Origin of the sequence: Pseudomonas sp. TH41 (assembly GCF_016650695.1) — a bacterium.
Lineage (GTDB): Bacteria > Pseudomonadota > Gammaproteobacteria > Pseudomonadales > Pseudomonadaceae > Aquipseudomonas.
Genome location: NZ_JAEKFH010000006.1, coordinates 330,168 through 344,318 on the forward strand (window position 1 = coordinate 330,168; position 14,151 = coordinate 344,318).

Annotated in this window: 24 protein-coding genes; 6 read left to right on the plus strand and 18 right to left on the minus strand. The window is 57.9% G+C overall.

Features of this window, described 5'->3' with window-relative positions; translation table 11 throughout:
• Positions 1-70: 70 nt before the first annotated feature.
• The gene (locus JFU37_RS25390; RefSeq protein ID WP_201119787.1) at positions 71-289 is read left to right on the plus strand and encodes a hypothetical protein; all 219 of its coding nucleotides are present in this window, start codon (positions 71-73) and stop codon (positions 287-289) included.
• 564 nt (positions 290-853) lie between these two features.
• Here JFU37_RS25390 and JFU37_RS25395 read toward each other — a convergent pair.
• A complete protein-coding gene (locus JFU37_RS25395) occupies positions 854-1,066 on the minus strand; it encodes a hypothetical protein (RefSeq protein WP_201119788.1) in 213 nt (70 codons plus the stop codon).
• A gap of 464 nt (positions 1,067-1,530) precedes the next feature.
• Between JFU37_RS25395 and JFU37_RS25400 the strand changes: the two genes are divergently transcribed.
• Positions 1,531-1,734: a hypothetical protein gene (locus JFU37_RS25400; RefSeq protein WP_201119789.1), complete on the plus strand. Its 204-nt coding sequence runs from the start codon at positions 1,531-1,533 to the stop codon at positions 1,732-1,734.
• A gap of 134 nt (positions 1,735-1,868) precedes the next feature.
• Here JFU37_RS25400 and JFU37_RS25405 read toward each other — a convergent pair whose 3' ends face one another.
• Positions 1,869-2,063, minus strand: a complete 195-nt coding sequence (locus JFU37_RS25405) for a hypothetical protein (protein ID WP_201119790.1) — start codon at positions 2,061-2,063, stop codon at positions 1,869-1,871.
• 68 nt (positions 2,064-2,131) lie between these two features.
• Between JFU37_RS25405 and JFU37_RS25410 the strand changes: the two genes are divergently transcribed.
• Positions 2,132-2,287, plus strand: a complete 156-nt coding sequence (locus JFU37_RS25410; RefSeq protein WP_201119791.1) for a hypothetical protein — start codon at positions 2,132-2,134, stop codon at positions 2,285-2,287.
• Here JFU37_RS25410 and JFU37_RS25415 read toward each other — a convergent pair.
• From JFU37_RS25415 to JFU37_RS25450, 9 genes are all read right to left on the minus strand, one after another.
• Positions 2,284-2,568 carry a hypothetical protein gene (locus tag JFU37_RS25415; protein WP_201119792.1) on the minus strand — a complete coding sequence of 95 codons (285 nt, stop codon included), beginning with the start codon at positions 2,566-2,568 and terminating at the stop codon, positions 2,284-2,286. The two genes, JFU37_RS25410 and JFU37_RS25415, sit on opposite strands and share 4 nt — an antisense overlap.
• Before the next feature lie 204 nt (positions 2,569-2,772).
• Positions 2,773-3,003: a hypothetical protein gene (locus tag JFU37_RS25420; protein ID WP_010460746.1), complete on the minus strand. Its 231-nt coding sequence runs from the start codon at positions 3,001-3,003 to the stop codon at positions 2,773-2,775.
• Between the two features lie 129 nt (positions 3,004-3,132).
• Positions 3,133-3,354, minus strand: a complete 222-nt coding sequence (locus tag JFU37_RS30840; RefSeq protein ID WP_242485824.1) for a hypothetical protein — start codon at positions 3,352-3,354, stop codon at positions 3,133-3,135.
• Between the two features lie 69 nt (positions 3,355-3,423).
• Positions 3,424-4,464 carry a DNA topoisomerase IB gene (locus JFU37_RS25425; RefSeq protein WP_201119793.1) on the minus strand — a complete coding sequence of 347 codons (1,041 nt, stop codon included), beginning with the start codon at positions 4,462-4,464 and terminating at the stop codon, positions 3,424-3,426.
• A 75-nt stretch (positions 4,465-4,539) separates the two neighbouring features.
• Positions 4,540-5,619, minus strand: a complete 1,080-nt coding sequence (gene modC / locus JFU37_RS25430; protein WP_201119794.1) for a molybdenum ABC transporter ATP-binding protein — start codon at positions 5,617-5,619, stop codon at positions 4,540-4,542.
• Between the two features lie 3 nt (positions 5,620-5,622).
• Positions 5,623-6,303 (minus strand): molybdate ABC transporter permease subunit, encoded by a 681-nt coding sequence (gene modB, locus JFU37_RS25435; RefSeq protein WP_201119795.1) that lies wholly within the window; start codon positions 6,301-6,303, stop codon positions 5,623-5,625.
• On the minus strand, positions 6,304-7,071 hold the full coding sequence (modA, locus tag JFU37_RS25440) for a molybdate ABC transporter substrate-binding protein (protein ID WP_201119796.1): 768 nt from the start codon (positions 7,069-7,071) through the stop codon (positions 6,304-6,306).
• Between the two features lie 239 nt (positions 7,072-7,310).
• Entirely contained in the window at positions 7,311-8,375 is a 1,065-nt protein-coding gene (locus JFU37_RS25445; RefSeq protein ID WP_201119797.1) for an NAD(P)H-dependent flavin oxidoreductase, read from the minus strand.
• Positions 8,376-8,479: 104 nt separating this feature from the next.
• Positions 8,480-8,773: a hypothetical protein gene (locus tag JFU37_RS25450; protein WP_201120092.1), complete on the minus strand. Its 294-nt coding sequence runs from the start codon at positions 8,771-8,773 to the stop codon at positions 8,480-8,482.
• A gap of 60 nt (positions 8,774-8,833) precedes the next feature.
• Here JFU37_RS25450 and JFU37_RS25455 point away from each other — a divergent pair, with 60 nt between their 5' ends.
• Positions 8,834-9,292, plus strand: coding sequence for a GyrI-like domain-containing protein (locus JFU37_RS25455; RefSeq protein WP_201119798.1), 459 nt, complete (start codon positions 8,834-8,836; stop codon positions 9,290-9,292).
• Here the strand turns inward: JFU37_RS25455 and ada are convergent.
• The 5 genes from ada to JFU37_RS25480 form a co-directional block, all read right to left on the minus strand.
• The gene (gene ada, locus JFU37_RS25460; protein WP_201119799.1) at positions 9,289-10,356 is read right to left on the minus strand and encodes a bifunctional DNA-binding transcriptional regulator/O6-methylguanine-DNA methyltransferase Ada; all 1,068 of its coding nucleotides are present in this window, start codon (positions 10,354-10,356) and stop codon (positions 9,289-9,291) included. The two genes, JFU37_RS25455 and ada, sit on opposite strands and share 4 nt — an antisense overlap.
• Positions 10,357-10,443: 87 nt before the next feature.
• Positions 10,444-11,124, minus strand: a complete 681-nt coding sequence (alkB, locus tag JFU37_RS25465; protein WP_201119800.1) for a DNA oxidative demethylase AlkB — start codon at positions 11,122-11,124, stop codon at positions 10,444-10,446.
• Entirely contained in the window at positions 11,114-11,821 is a 708-nt protein-coding gene (locus JFU37_RS25470; protein ID WP_201119801.1) for a 2OG-Fe(II) oxygenase, read from the minus strand. Before JFU37_RS25470 ends, alkB begins: the two co-directional genes overlap by 11 nt.
• Before the next feature lie 126 nt (positions 11,822-11,947).
• The gene (locus JFU37_RS25475; RefSeq protein ID WP_201119802.1) at positions 11,948-12,124 is read right to left on the minus strand and encodes a hypothetical protein; all 177 of its coding nucleotides are present in this window, start codon (positions 12,122-12,124) and stop codon (positions 11,948-11,950) included.
• A 29-nt stretch (positions 12,125-12,153) separates the two neighbouring features.
• Positions 12,154-12,456: a DUF1883 domain-containing protein gene (locus tag JFU37_RS25480; protein ID WP_201119803.1), complete on the minus strand. Its 303-nt coding sequence runs from the start codon at positions 12,454-12,456 to the stop codon at positions 12,154-12,156.
• Positions 12,457-12,668: 212 nt separating this feature from the next.
• Between JFU37_RS25480 and JFU37_RS25485 the strand changes: the two genes are divergently transcribed.
• Positions 12,669-13,025, plus strand: coding sequence for a hypothetical protein (locus tag JFU37_RS25485; RefSeq protein WP_201119804.1), 357 nt, complete (start codon positions 12,669-12,671; stop codon positions 13,023-13,025).
• A gap of 71 nt (positions 13,026-13,096) precedes the next feature.
• A complete protein-coding gene (locus JFU37_RS25490) occupies positions 13,097-13,327 on the plus strand; it encodes a hypothetical protein (protein WP_201119805.1) in 231 nt (76 codons plus the stop codon).
• An 11-nt stretch (positions 13,328-13,338) separates the two neighbouring features.
• Here the strand turns inward: JFU37_RS25490 and JFU37_RS25495 are convergent, their stop codons facing one another.
• Positions 13,339-13,620, minus strand: a complete 282-nt coding sequence (locus JFU37_RS25495; RefSeq protein WP_201119806.1) for a hypothetical protein — start codon at positions 13,618-13,620, stop codon at positions 13,339-13,341.
• A gap of 237 nt (positions 13,621-13,857) precedes the next feature.
• On the minus strand, positions 13,858-14,046 hold the full coding sequence (locus JFU37_RS25500; protein ID WP_201119807.1) for a hypothetical protein: 189 nt from the start codon (positions 14,044-14,046) through the stop codon (positions 13,858-13,860).
• Positions 14,047-14,151 lie beyond the last annotated feature (105 nt).

Sequence of the window (14,151 nt, forward strand, 5' to 3'; positions counted from 1 at the left end):
AATGGCATTTTGGCTATAGGTGAGCTATTTATCTTGTTGCCCGGCATGAAGTCGGATATAGGAGACGCGGATGATTACTGATCGCGAAGTTGCGCTTGAACAGGCGCTGGTAGCCATCATTGGAGCGGCTGTCGCCAGCGGGCTGGATGTAAAAACCCTGATGAACAAGGCAGCAACAGGCTTGTTGGATAACGCCTCTTACCGCTGGGTTGGGCATCCTCATGTGTCAAACGCCATTCAATTGATGAGTGATGCTCATGCACAAGTAGTAGACACCGTGCCGGTGTAAAAGCTGAGGCAGTCTGATTCGTCGCGGCAGATGCGCAGCCACTCGCGCTGGGAGGCCAGCTCTGATTTGCGCGACACGTTCTCGATGATCGTGATTTTGTGTCGCGGAGTCGAGTGCACGCGGGGGGTGTCGGTGGGGAAGGGGCACGTTGTCAATTCAGGCTTTGGATTTGGCTTTTTGGCTTGCTGCATTTCGCCAATGAATCATTGATCTAGCTCGCTGTCATAGGCCTGACCTTTTCTATCAGGACCTTCAAATGAAGCGCGCAGTATTAATGCTTTTGGCCATTTCCAGTCCTCTCCTGCTGGGAGGCTGCGTGCCTATCTGGGACGACGGAGGAGGGTACGGTCGAGACCGTGGCCATGATCACGGTCGTAGATACGACCGAGGGTATGACGATGATCAAGGGCATGACCGCGGATATGATCGTCGTGACAATGATCAGCGATATGATCGTAACCACGGTCGCGATCGTGACGATAGGGACGACTGACCCTTTCTTGCATGTCCTTCAGGGCGGGTTAATGCCCGCACTGGATGACGCAATCTCCTTTTGCTCCCTCACTACCCATCATTCAACAGTTCGGCGACCCCGCGCGTAATGAACTCCAGATTCTCATCGAGCTTGGTTAGAGAGTTGCGGATTCTAATTGCGTCCTCGGCGGGGCCGTGCAGTTGCTCAATCCAGAATGAGAGACCCTCAACGGCTTCAGCGATTGCTAATTGGTTTTCGTTGAGTTTGAAAATCAGGGAAGGGATGAGGTCGGGAGTCGGCATGGCTTATTCCTCCTGTGCACGGGGAAAGCGTAGCAGCGACCAAAAAAATGGCCCGCATGCGGGCGGGCCTAGTGGAGATTCTTTAAAGGAGCAGGGGTAATCTGCGCTTTGTCCTGTGAGTGATTGGTGAAAAGGATGTCGCAGATACGGAAAAAGCCCGGCGCAACGCCTGGGTTCGGCTACTGAAGCGACGTCAAGATCAAAAGATCGCAGCCTTCGGCAGCTCCTACAGGGGGAATGCATACGCTCTGTAGGAGCTGCCGAAGGCTGCGATCTTTTGATCTTGACGCACCGCCATTCGTCGCCTATCAATGGGTAACGCCAAATATACGACTATGCATGGCTTAAGGATTGCAGAGCACGCCGTTGCCGGCGAAGGATCGACGTAATTCTGACGCGGCAACAATCACATTTAGGCTTAAGAACGCCAGCGATGCGCTGGGGCAGTCACCAGGGGATGTAACGTGTCAACTCTCAATGAAATCGCAGCGAACCACGCGAAAATGGCTAAAGCATCGGCAGGAGAGTCGACCGAATTATCTGAGCGACAAACTCAAAGAGTGGGCGGTTTTGAAGTCCCATCCATAGAGCCGCAACAACATGTTCCCCTGCATTTCATCGTTGGTGCTCATGACAACCACGTAGGGCAGGCAGTCGGCTACTTGTGATAACTGCGCGCGATCGAGTGTTCCCGGTAACAACGATCAAAGTGAAATGGAAGCTCTGGCGAATAAGGGTTGGCGAGCGCAGGCTGATGCCAACCCTTGATTTTCTCAGTCCACTATTTTTCGCGGGGTAGCGGCTATTGATCTGGATCAGCCCCGCGCCGATCTTTTCCGGAAGGGTTGCCGGTATCGACAAGCCTTCTTTCTACCAGGACATTTTGAAGTGCCTGCCGGGCTTCAGGGTCCAGTTGATGCTCTCTCTCTTTGAGCTCAAGCAAGATTGGGCTGGACCAAGCGCGATAGGTCTGTTCGGCAGTACGAATGGATGTCATCGATCTCCTCCTGATTAGACGCCAGCCAACAAAGGCGCTGCAGTTCTACGCGCTAGAAACCCTAGTTGATGAAGCTGTTTGCCGCCATCAAACGACAGGGCTTCTACGCACCCGAGGAGGGGCGGGAGTTGGTCGATGCGTTCAAGCGCATGCCGTTGCGAGAAAACAAGCAGTCAGGGGCTGAGCCGAGCGCACCCGATTCAGCCACCGGAGCTGTCCGCTAAACGAATGGTTGACCGGTAAATCCACGAGGCAATCTTTGCAGTCCGGGCATCGCCGTTAGCCGCTGCACCCAGGCTGCGCGCCAATCGTTGGCGGTGTGGGTGACTTTGGCTTTGCGTGCGGCTCGGCGTGCCGCGTTGCGTTCGTTGCGGCGTGCCTCTTTGAATGCGTCGGTGTTTCGGCAGCTTCTGCATTTGACGCGAGTCAGTTCGGTGCTTGAGGTGAGTTTGCTGCCTTTGTGACCGCAGGCCAGGTGGCCGCCAACTTTGTAATGAGTGACCATCAGATGTCTCCTTCATGACATGTGATCGTTTGACCTCCGGGCGGCGACGTTCGTTGCGTGCGCAACAGGCAAAAAAAAGCCCAGCGCGGAGCCGGGTTGGGGTATTTCAGAAGGCGATCAGGCAGGGACGCACTCGGTGACGTGACGTCGCCGTTCATGCGTCCTGAATCAGACCGTGTACTCGCGTCGAGTGTCCGGATCGAATCATCTGAACCTTGGCAGAGGCGGGTCTACAGGTTTGAGTGAAGACAGCGTGTTCCGAATCAGTGGTGCATCCTTCTCGATGTCGTTCAGGCGATCACGAATTCTCAGGGCAGTCGGGTGTCCGCCTTGATGATCAACCCAGTCGGCGATCTCTTTGCACGCCGCTGCCAAGCGAGCCTGGCGAGAGTCGAGCAGGGTGAGCAGGGTGGTGATGGACTCTTTTTCGGACATGGCAAACACCTCCGTTGAAGAAACCTGACAAATAGCAACAAAAAGCCCGCGGGGAGCGAGCTTTCTACCGATGGGGTCGCCGATCCTTCAGCTGTTTTCAGTATAGACCCGGAAAAGAAAGGTGATTTATCAGCCTAGCCGGGCTGTCACTTGTGACCTCGCGTTCAGCTGTCGACATTCTCTTTGGGCGTCTTCTTCAAGATCGAAACCGTCACCGATAAAGCCACGAGTGCGCGTATCGGCGATGCGGTACCAGACGGCGGCGTCAGGGGGTAGATGACTGGCGTCTCCGGCTCGGCGGCCGTGAATGATGATCTTGTTGCAACGCTTCACGACAAAAATGTCTTCCATGGCTCACCGCAGTAGATTCATTCAGATCAACTATAGAAGCCATTTGCAATCGTGCAAAAAATACACAGGTCAGTTCGTCGGTTCAGTGCTTTCGATCATCTTCTCCAGGTACATCGCCAGCCCGACTTCCTCCGCTCTAAGTCCTTTGCGCGTTCTCGGCCGAGGCAGTTCAGCCAGAGCGCCCAGCATGAATCCCTCGAGCACCGCCGGATGGATGTAGCACTTGCGGCAAACCGCCGGCGTGTTGCCCAACTGCTTGGCGACGTTCTTGACCATCTCCACGACATGCCGCTTGGCATCCGACTCCGGTTCCCATTGCAGTTTGCGCAACACCGCTAACGCCAGCACACTGCCGGCCCAGGTGCGATAGTCCTTAGCCGTGAAGTCGGCACCCGTGAGGGTTTGCAAGTAGGCGTTGACGTCAGATGAGCTGACAGTATGTCGCTCACCGTTTTCATCGAAATACTGAAACAGGTTTTGCCCGGGAATCTCCAGGCAGCGCTTGATGATCCGCGCCAGACGCCGGTCTTTCACGGTGATCTGATGCTCGACGCCGCTCTTGCCACGAAACTGGAACAGGATCGCGCTGCCGTTGACCTCGACGTGACGGTTGCGCAGGGTGGTCAGCCCATAAGAGCGGTTGTCCCGCGCGTATTGCGTGTTGCCGACACGGATCAGCGTTGCGTCGAGCAGGGTAATGACCGTGGCCATGACCTTGTCGCGACTGAAACCGGGAGCGGCCAACAGCGTTTCAAGCTGTTTGCGCAGTTTCGGCAAGGCCAGGCCGAAATCCCGCAGGCGCGAGTATTTGTCGGCATCGCGCACCTCACGCCAGCGTGGGTGATAGCGGTATTGCTTGCGACCTCGGGCATCACGGCCGGTGGCTTGCAGGTGGCCGCGCGGATCGGCACAGATCCACACATGGGTGTAGGCCGGCGGCACGGCGAGGGCATTGATGCGTTTGATCTCGTCTTGATCGGTGATGCGTTGACCCGCCGGGTCAACGTAGCAGAACTTACCGCGCTGTTTTTTGCGGGTAATGCCGGGTTGAGTGTCGTCGACGTAGCGCAAGTCGGAAGGCAGCACATCGGGCAGCGCGGTATCGGGCATGGCAGTAGTCCCTGGCCAGCAATCAGTGACCGTTACAGCCATTGACCGCAGTCTTTTACAGACGTGCCAGCGGATTTACGCCAGCACCGCCACTGCCTTGATTTGCGCCCAGAGTTGCTGGCCAGGGTGCACGCCCATTTGGTCCCGGGAGTAGCGGGTGATTCGCGCCAGCAGCGGTGTGCCGGCAGCGTCCAGGCGGATCAACACGTGGGCTGCGTTGTCCGCCCCCATTTCACTGATCACGGTGACGGGCAGGCGATTGAGGATGCTGCTTTGCTCGACGCTTTGCAGGCTCAAGCTGACATCCCGCGCTTGAACCTTGCAGCGCAGCGCCTGGCCCGGGGTCATCGGTGAGTGAGTGACGCGAATGTTCAGGTGCGTGTCGGGCAGTTGCAGGGTCAGCAATTGGTAGTCGCTGTCGTAAGCGCTGACGCGTCCCTCGATCACCACGCCGGCGTCGTCACCCAGCGCCAAGGGCAGATCAAGACGCGCCAGGGTTTCGCCAATCGGGCCGCTGGCCAGCGCCTTGCCATTGCTGAGCAGGACGAGGTGGTCAGCCAGTCGCGCGACTTCATCCTGTGAGTGGCTGACGTACAGCACCGGGATGTCCAGCTCATCATGCAGTCGTTGCAGGTACGGCAGGATTTCGCTTTTGCGTTGGGCATCCAACGCCGCCAGCGGTTCGTCCAGCAGCAGCAATTTCGGGCTGGTGAGCAGGGCGCGGGCGATGCCGACTCGTTGACGCTCACCACCCGAAAGGTGTTGCGGATGGCGATCCAGCAAGTGGCCGATCCCGAGCAATTCAGTCGCGTGAGCCATATCGACGCGGCGCTGTTGTTTCGGGATTCGCTTAAGACCGAACTCCAGGTTGGCCAACACCGACAAATGAGGGAACAGGCTGGCTTCCTGGAAAACGTAACCCAGTGCGCGTTTGTGCGGCGGTACGAAAATCTTTTTGTCGCTGTCCTGCCAGACTTCATCGTTGATCTGGATGAAGCCCTGATCAGCCCTTTCCAGGCCGGCAATACAGCGCAGACAGGTGGTCTTGCCCGAACCCGAATGGCCGTAAAGTGCGGTGACGCCACGGCCAGGCAATTGCAGATCCACCTCCAGGGCGAATCCCGAATAACTCAATTTCAGACGCGTTTGAATCATCAATCAGCTCCAGCCCGCTTTGGTTTTACGGCTGGAGTAAAGCGCCAGCAATACCGCAAAGGAGAACACCAGCATTGCCCCGGCCAGCCAATGGGCCTGAGCGTATTCCATGGCTTCGACGTGATCGTAGATCTGCACCGACACCACGCGGGTCTTGTCGGGAATATTGCCCCCGATCATCAGCACCACGCCGAATTCGCCGACGGTATGGGCGAAGCCGAGAATGGCCGCCGTGAAAAAGCCCGGTCGGGCCAGCGGCAAGATCACGCTGAAAAACGTATCCCAAGGATTTGCACGCAAGGTTGCGGCCACTTCCAGAGGGCGCGTGCCGATGGCGGAAAAGGCGTTTTGCAGCGGCTGGACTACGAACGGCATCGAGTAGAGCACCGAGCCGATCACCAGACCTGCAAAACTGAACGTCAGGGTGCCAAGCCCCAGTGACTGGGTGAAGTGGCCGACAAACCCGTTAGGGCCGAGCGCCAGCAACAGATAAAAGCCGATCACTGTCGGTGGCAGCACCAGGGGCAGGGCGACGATCGCCCCGACCGGGCCGCGCAGCCAGGATTGGGTGCGCGAGAGCCATAACGCAATCGGTGTGCCGATAACCAACAGGATGCCGGTCGTCAGGGACGCCAGTTTCAGGGTCAGCCAAATGGCGGAAAAATCGGCACTCGAGAGCGTCATTTAGAGTTGGTAGCCGTAGGATTTGATGACCGCGGCAGCTTTTGGACCTTTGAGGTATTCAACCAGCGCCGTGGCGGCCGGATTGTCCTTGCCTTTGTTGAGGATCACCGCGTCTTGCTTGATTGGGTCGTGCATGTCAGCCGGAACAATCCATGCCGAACCGCCAGTGACTTTGCCGTCTTTGTAGATTTGCGACAAGGCTACAAAGCCGATTTCGGCGTTGCCGGTGGACACGAACTGGTAGGCCTGGGTGATGTTCTGGCCTTCAACAATCTTGTCCTTGACCTTGTCGGTCAGGCCCAGTTTGGCCAACACCTGAGTCGCGGCCAGACCATAAGGCGCGGCTTTCGGGTTGGCGATGGACAGGTGCTGATACTGATTGTCGCTCAGTACTTTGCCCTTGGCATCGACGTAACCTTCCTTGGCCGACCACAGTGCCAGGGTGCCGATGGCGTAGGTGAAGCGCGAACCCTTGACCGTGTCGCCTTCGCTTTCAAGTTTTTGCGGGGTGGTGTCGTCGGCCGAGAGGAACACTTCGAACGGCGCGCCATTCTTGATCTGGGTGTAGAACTGTCCGGTTGCGCCGAAGGAAGTGACCAATTTGTGCCCGGTGTCTTTCTCGAAGTCAGCAGCGATGGCCTGAATCGGCGCGGTGAAGTTGGCGGCGACTGCGACTTGAACTTCAGCTGCCTGGGCGGACCCGAAGGCGAATACGGCGATCAGGCTCGCAAGGCAAGTGGGGGCAAAACGAGAGGCACGAAGGGTCATGAAACGGCTCCATGGTTAGGCAAGTGCTACAAGGGGTGAAAACGTTATATAGAGGAATATATAGCGAATTGCCTGCAAACGGAACGTGTTGGATACGCATTGCTCGGATCACGCTTGCGTTCGATGTAGGAGCGAGCTTGCTCGCGAAGGACTTGAGAGCAACGCGTTTATTCAGGAAGAACGCGTTATCGTTAACGTCCTTCGCGAGCAAGCTCGCTCCTACATCGAACGCAGTCTGATCAGGCATGGGTCAACTTCGCCAACCCTTCCTCCGCCAGGCGCCGAGTCAGCTCGGCGGTGGTCATTTCGACGCCCAGGGTGAACGCCTGCCCGGCCCAAAGATTGCTGAAATCGGCTTCCCCCTTGGCCCGCAGGGGCATTAGTGCGCCACCGGCCAGTGGAAAGGCCGGGGCTTTGTCAGACATCGGGCCGAGTTCACGCATCACTCGATTGAGAATCCCCCGCGCCGGGCGTCCGGTGAAAATATTGGTCACCGCTGTCTCGCTTTCCTTGGCCGTACGCAGCGCCTTGTGATGAGACGCGCTGACCTTGGCCTCTGGCGTGAACAAATACGCGGTACCGACTTGCACCGCCGAAGCACCCAGCAGAAAAGCCGCCGCGACACCTCGTGCATCAGCAATGCCGCCTGCCGCAATCACCGGCACTTTCACCGCGTCGACAATCTGCGGCACCAGGGCAAAGAGACCCACCTGGCTGCTCAAGTCGTCGCTCAGGAACATCCCGCGATGACCGCCCGCTTCGTAGCCCATCGCGATGATCGCGTCACAGCCATGTTGCTCAAGCCAGATGGCTTCTTCCACGGTGGTGGCGGAGGACAGTACTTTTGCCCCGGCCGCTTTGACACGATCCAGCAAGGATTTTTCCGGCAGGCCGAAGTGAAAACTCACGACTTCGGGACGAAACTCCTCGATCACTTCGCAGGTCGCGTTATCGAATGGTGCGCGATTGGATACCGGCGTCGGTGCGTCGAAGTCGACACCCAATTCCCGGTAGTACGGTTCCAGCAGGTTTTTCCAGTCCCGGGCGCGTTGCTCATCGGCGGAGGGAGGCTGGTGGCAAAAGAAGTTGACGTTGAACGGGCGTTGGCAGTGTTGGCGAATCGTCCTCAACTCTTCTCGCAACTGTTCGGTGCTCAACATGGCAGCGGGCATGGAACCCAGCCCGCCCGCGTTGCTCGCGGCAATCACCATGGCCGAACCGGTGGCGCCGGCCATGGGCGCCTGGATGATTGGCAGTTCGATTCCGAGCAGGTCAAGAATACGGGTGTCTGGCCATCGGCTCATTTGAAAGGTTCTCCGGCATGAAAACAGGGCAGGGACGGTAGAACCCGTTTTGTATCAGCATGACTGGCGCAAGGCCAGTCGAGTTTTCGCAAGACAAGTGGCCTTCAGCGCCGATGCAATCCGCCACCTCCCTGCACGATGCCGTAGGTTGATTTACTATCCGTTCCCGTGGCCTCGACCGCTGCTCGCCCTTGCAGGGTGTAACCGTCCCAACTGTCGAGCTGTGGCTGATAGATCGTCAGTTTGGTATGGCCGCTGGTCAGTACCTGCGGCCAGCTCGGGCTCGGCGAAAGCTGTTTCGTGGGTGCCGTTGGGTGGGTGCCGGCGCGGCCTGAACGCTGGTGAAAACAAGCAGGGATGACTCGACAACCTGAGGCGTACAGCACCTTGAATTTCAAGGATGGCGCCGTTTTGGCGCGTCGGGGCCGCAAATCTCAATAAAAAGGAGTGGCGTCGCAATGGAAATCAAACAGGTCTACGTGACACCGTTCAGCGTTTCGGGGCTGAGGGTACGAACCCTCAACAGCGCGGAGCAAACGGCTGCAACAGCAAAGATTGGCCCGATGTGGGGACGCTTCTTCAGTGAAGGGTTGATTGAGCGGATTGCGCCGCAACCACCCGCCTCACCGGTCTACGGCGTGTACTCCGGGTACGAATCCGATGCCTCGGGGCCGTTTGATGTAACGGCCGGGATTGCTGTTCAGGCTCCGGCGCAGGGTTACGAGACGATCCACATCGAAAGCGGCCAGTACCTGGTGTTCGACGGCAAGGGGCCGATGCCGGATGCCGTCATCGATGCCTGGCAACGCATCTGGGGCTATTTCGAAGCAAACCCACAGATCAAGCGCCGGTTCGCTACCGACTTTGAGGCTTATGTCGGCCCGGAGTCCGTGGCGGTGTACATCGGCATCGTCTAAGGCTGCGCCTCACGCGCCAACAACTGGCGTTTGCGTTCCACGCCCCAGCGATAGCCTGAAAGATCGCCATCGCTGCGCACCACGCGGTGGCACGGAATCGCCACGGCCAGGCTGTTCGCGCCGCAGGCCTGGGCCACGGCGCGGAAGGCTTTTGGCGCACCGATGCGCTGGGCGATTTCGGCGTAGCTGGCCGTGCTGCCGACAGGGATCTCTCGCAGCGCTTGCCACACCCGTTCCTGAAACGCAGTACCGCGCACGTCCAGCGGCAAGTCCAGGCCAATGGCCGGTGCTTCGATAAAACCGACAACCTTGGCGATCAGTTGCTCGAATGAGTGATCGGCACCGATCAGAGTGGCCTGTCGAAACTTGTCCTGCAGATCGCAGACCAATTGGTGTGGATCATCCCCGAGCAGGATCGCACAAACCCCGCGTTCACTTTGCGCGACCAGAATGGCGCCAAGGGAACACTGGCCAACGGCAAAGCGAATGTCGTTGTTCTGACCGGCTGCGCGGTAGTCGCCGGGTTTCATGCCCAGTAACTGATCCGCGGCTTCATAGAAGCGGCTGTTGGAGTTGAAGCCGGCGTCATACAGCGCGTCGGTCACGGAGCCTCCGTTCGCCAATCGTTCCCGTACTCTGCGCGAGCGATGGGCCGTGGCGTAACCCTTGGGGGTCAGGCCGGTGACGGCTTTAAACACCCGATGGAAGTGAAAGCTGCTGAGGCCCGCGGCATCGGCCAATTCGCTCAGGGCAGGCAGATGCTCGGCGGTTTCGATCTGACGGCACGCGGCTGCCACGATCACGGCATGTTGTGCGGCGACGTCGCTCTGATCCTTTGTTGCCCGTTTGCTTGGGCGATAACCCGCCGCCTGGGCCTGCTCGGCGGTATCAAAAAATTCGACGTTCTGCGGTTTCGGCAAACGTGCCAGGCTGCTGGGGCGACAGTAGATGCCAGTGGTTTTCACTGCATACACAAATTGTCCGTCTGCCCGTGAGTCGCGTGCGACGACAGCGGCCCAGCGAGGATCGTTTTCGGTGGCGATTATTGTCGAGTGGATTGTCATGGCTTCATCTCCGTTGACCCGTTTCATTCAGAGTAACCAGCCGGCAGGCTCCGAACACTCCGGGTCTTGCGGTCGAATTCGAGGGTTTCATCCTGCGGTACGGAAGGTGAAGTTGATCCGTTGTTCGCCCATGCGCGGGTGCTGGCCTTCCTTAATGGGCAGCACCCCGTGAAAACGCAACCGATCCACCCCGCCCCAAACCACGATGTCACCATGTAACAGAGGCACGCGTTGGCTTTTTTCGCTGCGTTCAAAACCGCCGAACAGGAACATCGCCGGCAATCCCAGGGAGACGGACACGATCGGCGCCGCGTAGGATTTCTCGTCCTTGTCCTGATGCAATGACATCTTGGCCCCGGGGATATAGCGATTGATCAGGCAGGAATCAGGTACGAAATCGGCAAACCCTGCTGCTCGTGCCGCCGCTTGCGCCAGTTCAAAAAACACCTCGGGCATGGTTGGCCAGGGCTGGCCGGTCTGCGGATCATGGTGGGTGTAGCGATAACCACGGGGGTCGGTGGTCCAGCCCAGTGTGCCGCAGCTGCTCAAGGCCACCGACATGGTGAAACCGCCCGGGGTGACCATCTGTCGAAACGGAGCCGCCGCGAGTACCGTTTGCAGTGCGGGCAGCACACGTTCCAGCCACGGCAGGGCGAAGCCTCTTAACACGTAGGATTGTTCGCCTATCTGGTCGCGTCTGGGCCGCTGCTCAAGTTCCGCATCGGCAAACAGATCCAGGGTGGTCGGGTTCATGGGGTCATAACGCATCGTGAAAGATGATTCCAAGGGTATGCCGTTTTCCGCTGTGCAGGCGACTCACACCATGGCGCAGGGTGACGCGGTAATAGCCGCGAACGCCTTTGACGGGTCGCTGGTTGACGGCGAAGACCAGTGCGTCACCTTTTTTCAGGCTGAGGACTTGAGGGCGTGACTGCATCCGGGGGCGCTGTTCGGTCAGGACGAATTCACCGCCAGTGAAATCTTCGTCCGGCTCCGACAGAAGAATCGCAACTTGCAGCGGGAAGACGTGTTCGCCGTACAGATCCTGATGCAAACAGTTGTAGTCCTGCGGCCCGTATTGCAGCAACAACGGCGTCGGACGCTCCTGACCGGCGGCATGACAGCGCTCTAAAAACGCCTCATGCGTCTCGGGGAACCGGATCGCAAGGCCCATCTGTTCGTACCAGCGATTGGCAATCGGCACCAGTCGAGGGTAGAGCGCGCTGCGCAAACTGGCTACCGGGGCGGGCAGTGGGTAGCTGAAGTATTTGTATTCGCCGCGACCAAAACCATGGCGGGCCATGACGACGTGAGAGCGGAAAGGCTCGTGCTGGCTGTAGAGGGCGCTGATGTTGTCGCACGCCGGGTGGCTTAAAAGCGACGTGATGATCGCGCAGCCATCCTGATCGAGTTGTCGTTCCAGCGCGTCCCAGTCGCGTGCAACGAGGTAATGCTCGCTAAACACTTTCTGACTCCTTAACTCAGGGTTGAGGTGGTCAGTCTAGGGCGCGGTACCTTCGTTAACACTCCGGTGCTTGCGGTCGAACTGCACCGCGGGGAGCAGACGTCCTGGTTGTCGCTCCGGATCGGGTTACAGCGCTTTGCTGACACTAATGTCGCTGATCACGTCTTCGCTCTGGCCATGAATGGCCTCCAGCGCGGCTTTGGCTTCCGCTTCGGTGCCTTGTTCAAGCTGGGCAAATTCGAAGCGGCGCTCACCGTTGAGTTTGTACTTGATGACGTACTTGGTCGTTTGGGCCACGGTCATACCTGCCTGTTCTTTTAGTGGGGTGTCACTCAGCTCAGTTTTGAGCTGGAGCGGCGGATGATCTTGATCGAGTGAGTCAGGGTCGGTTTGCGGGTCACGCTGATTGCCTTGCGGCTGACCATGTCGATGGTGATATTCCAGAATCCGGTGCTCGGTGCAGTAATCCGGGCCGGGAAGGTGTCGAATGCACCGCCATGGTAAGTGTGCCGGCCGCCATTTTTGAAGCTGCGGAAGTTGGCGTCGTTCATCAAGCGGATGTTGCACGTTTGGGAGCACTGAATGACGACGATGTCGTCTTCGTTGAGGTGCTCGCGCTGGTGGATAAATTTCATGAGGCGCCTCCAGAAGGGCTTTTTCTACAAAATCAAAACGATAGCATGGGCGATTGGCGCAGTTTATCAGCCCGAACGGGTTATTATCCGGCCGTCGAGGCCCGCTTTGACAATTAAAAACAGTTATTCGGAAATCTATGCGCGATAAAAGCAGTGAGCCTCGGAGAAAAACGGCATTTGTGCTGTCGGAGAGGCTTTATCGGAGGTTTTATATGAAGTGGGGTGTAGTGCTACTGCCGCTCGCGTTGGCAATGACGGGTTGTGCAACAGTCTCGGATATCAACCAGTCGCTGCCCACCATGAGCGTGATCTCAGGCAAGAAGCCCCATGAGTACGCGCAATGCCTGAGCGAGAAGCTGGCCGGTAGCCGAGGCGCCCTGCAAATCGAGCCACAGAAGGACGGTATGCGAGTCATCGTTCCGCAGAAATTTTCGTCGGGTCCGGCCGCCGTATTCGATATCGAAAACCGCTCCGGCGGCAGCAGCATCAAGCTGCATGAACGCATTTCCAACGTGCCTATCCGCCCACATGATGTACGCAACGCCGCCACTGATTGCATTTCCGGCTGATAGACTGTCGACAGTCAGCACCAATGCCGTCGAAGCGCCGCTTTGACGGCGTTGTCATTTCTGGAGCGAGCATGAAGCGAGAGCAGATACGGGAGCGTCATGCGCAGGGTCATATCTCTGCCACGCACGTGATTCAGAATCCGGCAAATTCGGGAGAATGGATCGTGTTTTTCAAGAAAAGCGCCGGGCGCAGTTATTTCCTGGTGGATGAAAACGATGAAGTCGAATCCTTCAGTCGCCTGGACGACTTGATCGAGACCGTGCGCGGTCTCGGGATCAAATTCGCCGAGATTCACATGTAGGGCAGGGCGCCTTACTTGCAGACCACCACGACGTTGCGGTTTTTATAGTTGCCGACGTCGACGCCAAGGGTCTTGTCGCTTTCCTTGGTCGAAGGTGTTCCGTCGGTACCGACGATCCGATAGCCGGTGCCGGCGCAAGAGGCATCGGCTTTTTCGTAGCAGGTGGCCCAGGAATTGGCTTCTCCGGAACAGTCGATGGTCAGCCCTTGTTCACCGTTGTTCAGGTACGTTTTTTCGGACGTCGCACAACCACTCAGGGCCAGCAATGCAATCAGTGGCAGAAATCTAGTCATGTCATTGTCGTCGTCAGGATGATGGGGCTAAGCCTGTGACAGCGCTGGGATCAAAAGGTTATAGCGATTGGCCATTTCGTTGCGGCCAATCATCGGCAAGATCAAAAGATCGCAGCCTGCGGCAGCTCCTACATAGGATTGTGTTCACCTGTAGGAGCTGCCGCAGGCTGCGATCTTTTGATTCTGCCCATAAAAAAGCCCTGCGCAGCGGCGGGGCTCGGTCGAGTCAGATGCTGCTCAGGACTTATCCTTGCCACGTCGCTTGGGCGCTGCCGGTTGATCCTGCAACACCGATGCCACCTCAATCGCCAACGCTTCGGTAGGGAACGGCCCGGCGATATTCTCGCCGCCGACGTTGTCTACCCACCACTGGCCGTCTTTTGCCTGATTGATCAAGTACCCGTTGACGCTCTTTGCTACCGACATCTATCTGCCTCGTTGGCTGGTTCTATCGGGCAATGATACCGCCAAATGCACTCAACAGGTGCTGATGGGCGTATGGTGGTGCGATTGTGTGGTCGTGCATATCTG

Excerpts from the sequence above, each read along its gene's own strand:
- JFU37_RS25390 (WP_201119787.1), top strand. The coding sequence starts at position 71 with ATGATTACTGATCGCGAAGTTGCGCTTGAACAGGCGCTGGTAGCCATC.
- JFU37_RS25395 (WP_201119788.1), bottom strand. The coding sequence starts at position 1,066 with ATGCCGACTCCCGACCTCATCCCTTCCCTGATTTTCAAACTCAACGAA.
- JFU37_RS25405 (WP_201119790.1), bottom strand. The coding sequence starts at position 2,063 with ATGACATCCATTCGTACTGCCGAACAGACCTATCGCGCTTGGTCCAGC.
- JFU37_RS25410 (WP_201119791.1), top strand. The coding sequence starts at position 2,132 with ATGAAGCTGTTTGCCGCCATCAAACGACAGGGCTTCTACGCACCCGAG.
- JFU37_RS25415 (WP_201119792.1), bottom strand. The coding sequence starts at position 2,568 with ATGGTCACTCATTACAAAGTTGGCGGCCACCTGGCCTGCGGTCACAAA.
- JFU37_RS25420 (WP_010460746.1), bottom strand. The coding sequence starts at position 3,003 with ATGTCCGAAAAAGAGTCCATCACCACCCTGCTCACCCTGCTCGACTCT.
- JFU37_RS30840 (WP_242485824.1), bottom strand. The coding sequence starts at position 3,354 with ATGGAAGACATTTTTGTCGTGAAGCGTTGCAACAAGATCATCATTCAC.
- JFU37_RS25425 (WP_201119793.1), bottom strand. The coding sequence starts at position 4,464 with ATGCCCGATACCGCGCTGCCCGATGTGCTGCCTTCCGACTTGCGCTAC.
- modC (WP_201119794.1), bottom strand. The coding sequence starts at position 5,619 with ATGATTCAAACGCGTCTGAAATTGAGTTATTCGGGATTCGCCCTGGAG.
- modB (WP_201119795.1), bottom strand. The coding sequence starts at position 6,303 with ATGACGCTCTCGAGTGCCGATTTTTCCGCCATTTGGCTGACCCTGAAA.
- modA (WP_201119796.1), bottom strand. The coding sequence starts at position 7,071 with ATGACCCTTCGTGCCTCTCGTTTTGCCCCCACTTGCCTTGCGAGCCTG.
- JFU37_RS25445 (WP_201119797.1), bottom strand. The coding sequence starts at position 8,375 with ATGAGCCGATGGCCAGACACCCGTATTCTTGACCTGCTCGGAATCGAA.
- JFU37_RS25455 (WP_201119798.1), top strand. The coding sequence starts at position 8,834 with ATGGAAATCAAACAGGTCTACGTGACACCGTTCAGCGTTTCGGGGCTG.
- ada (WP_201119799.1), bottom strand. The coding sequence starts at position 10,356 with ATGACAATCCACTCGACAATAATCGCCACCGAAAACGATCCTCGCTGG.
- alkB (WP_201119800.1), bottom strand. The coding sequence starts at position 11,124 with ATGCGTTATGACCCCATGAACCCGACCACCCTGGATCTGTTTGCCGAT.
- JFU37_RS25475 (WP_201119802.1), bottom strand. The coding sequence starts at position 12,124 with ATGACCGTGGCCCAAACGACCAAGTACGTCATCAAGTACAAACTCAAC.
- JFU37_RS25480 (WP_201119803.1), bottom strand. The coding sequence starts at position 12,456 with ATGAAATTTATCCACCAGCGCGAGCACCTCAACGAAGACGACATCGTC.
- JFU37_RS25485 (WP_201119804.1), top strand. The coding sequence starts at position 12,669 with ATGAAGTGGGGTGTAGTGCTACTGCCGCTCGCGTTGGCAATGACGGGT.
- JFU37_RS25490 (WP_201119805.1), top strand. The coding sequence starts at position 13,097 with ATGAAGCGAGAGCAGATACGGGAGCGTCATGCGCAGGGTCATATCTCT.
- JFU37_RS25495 (WP_201119806.1), bottom strand. The coding sequence starts at position 13,620 with ATGACTAGATTTCTGCCACTGATTGCATTGCTGGCCCTGAGTGGTTGT.
- JFU37_RS25500 (WP_201119807.1), bottom strand. The coding sequence starts at position 14,046 with ATGTCGGTAGCAAAGAGCGTCAACGGGTACTTGATCAATCAGGCAAAA.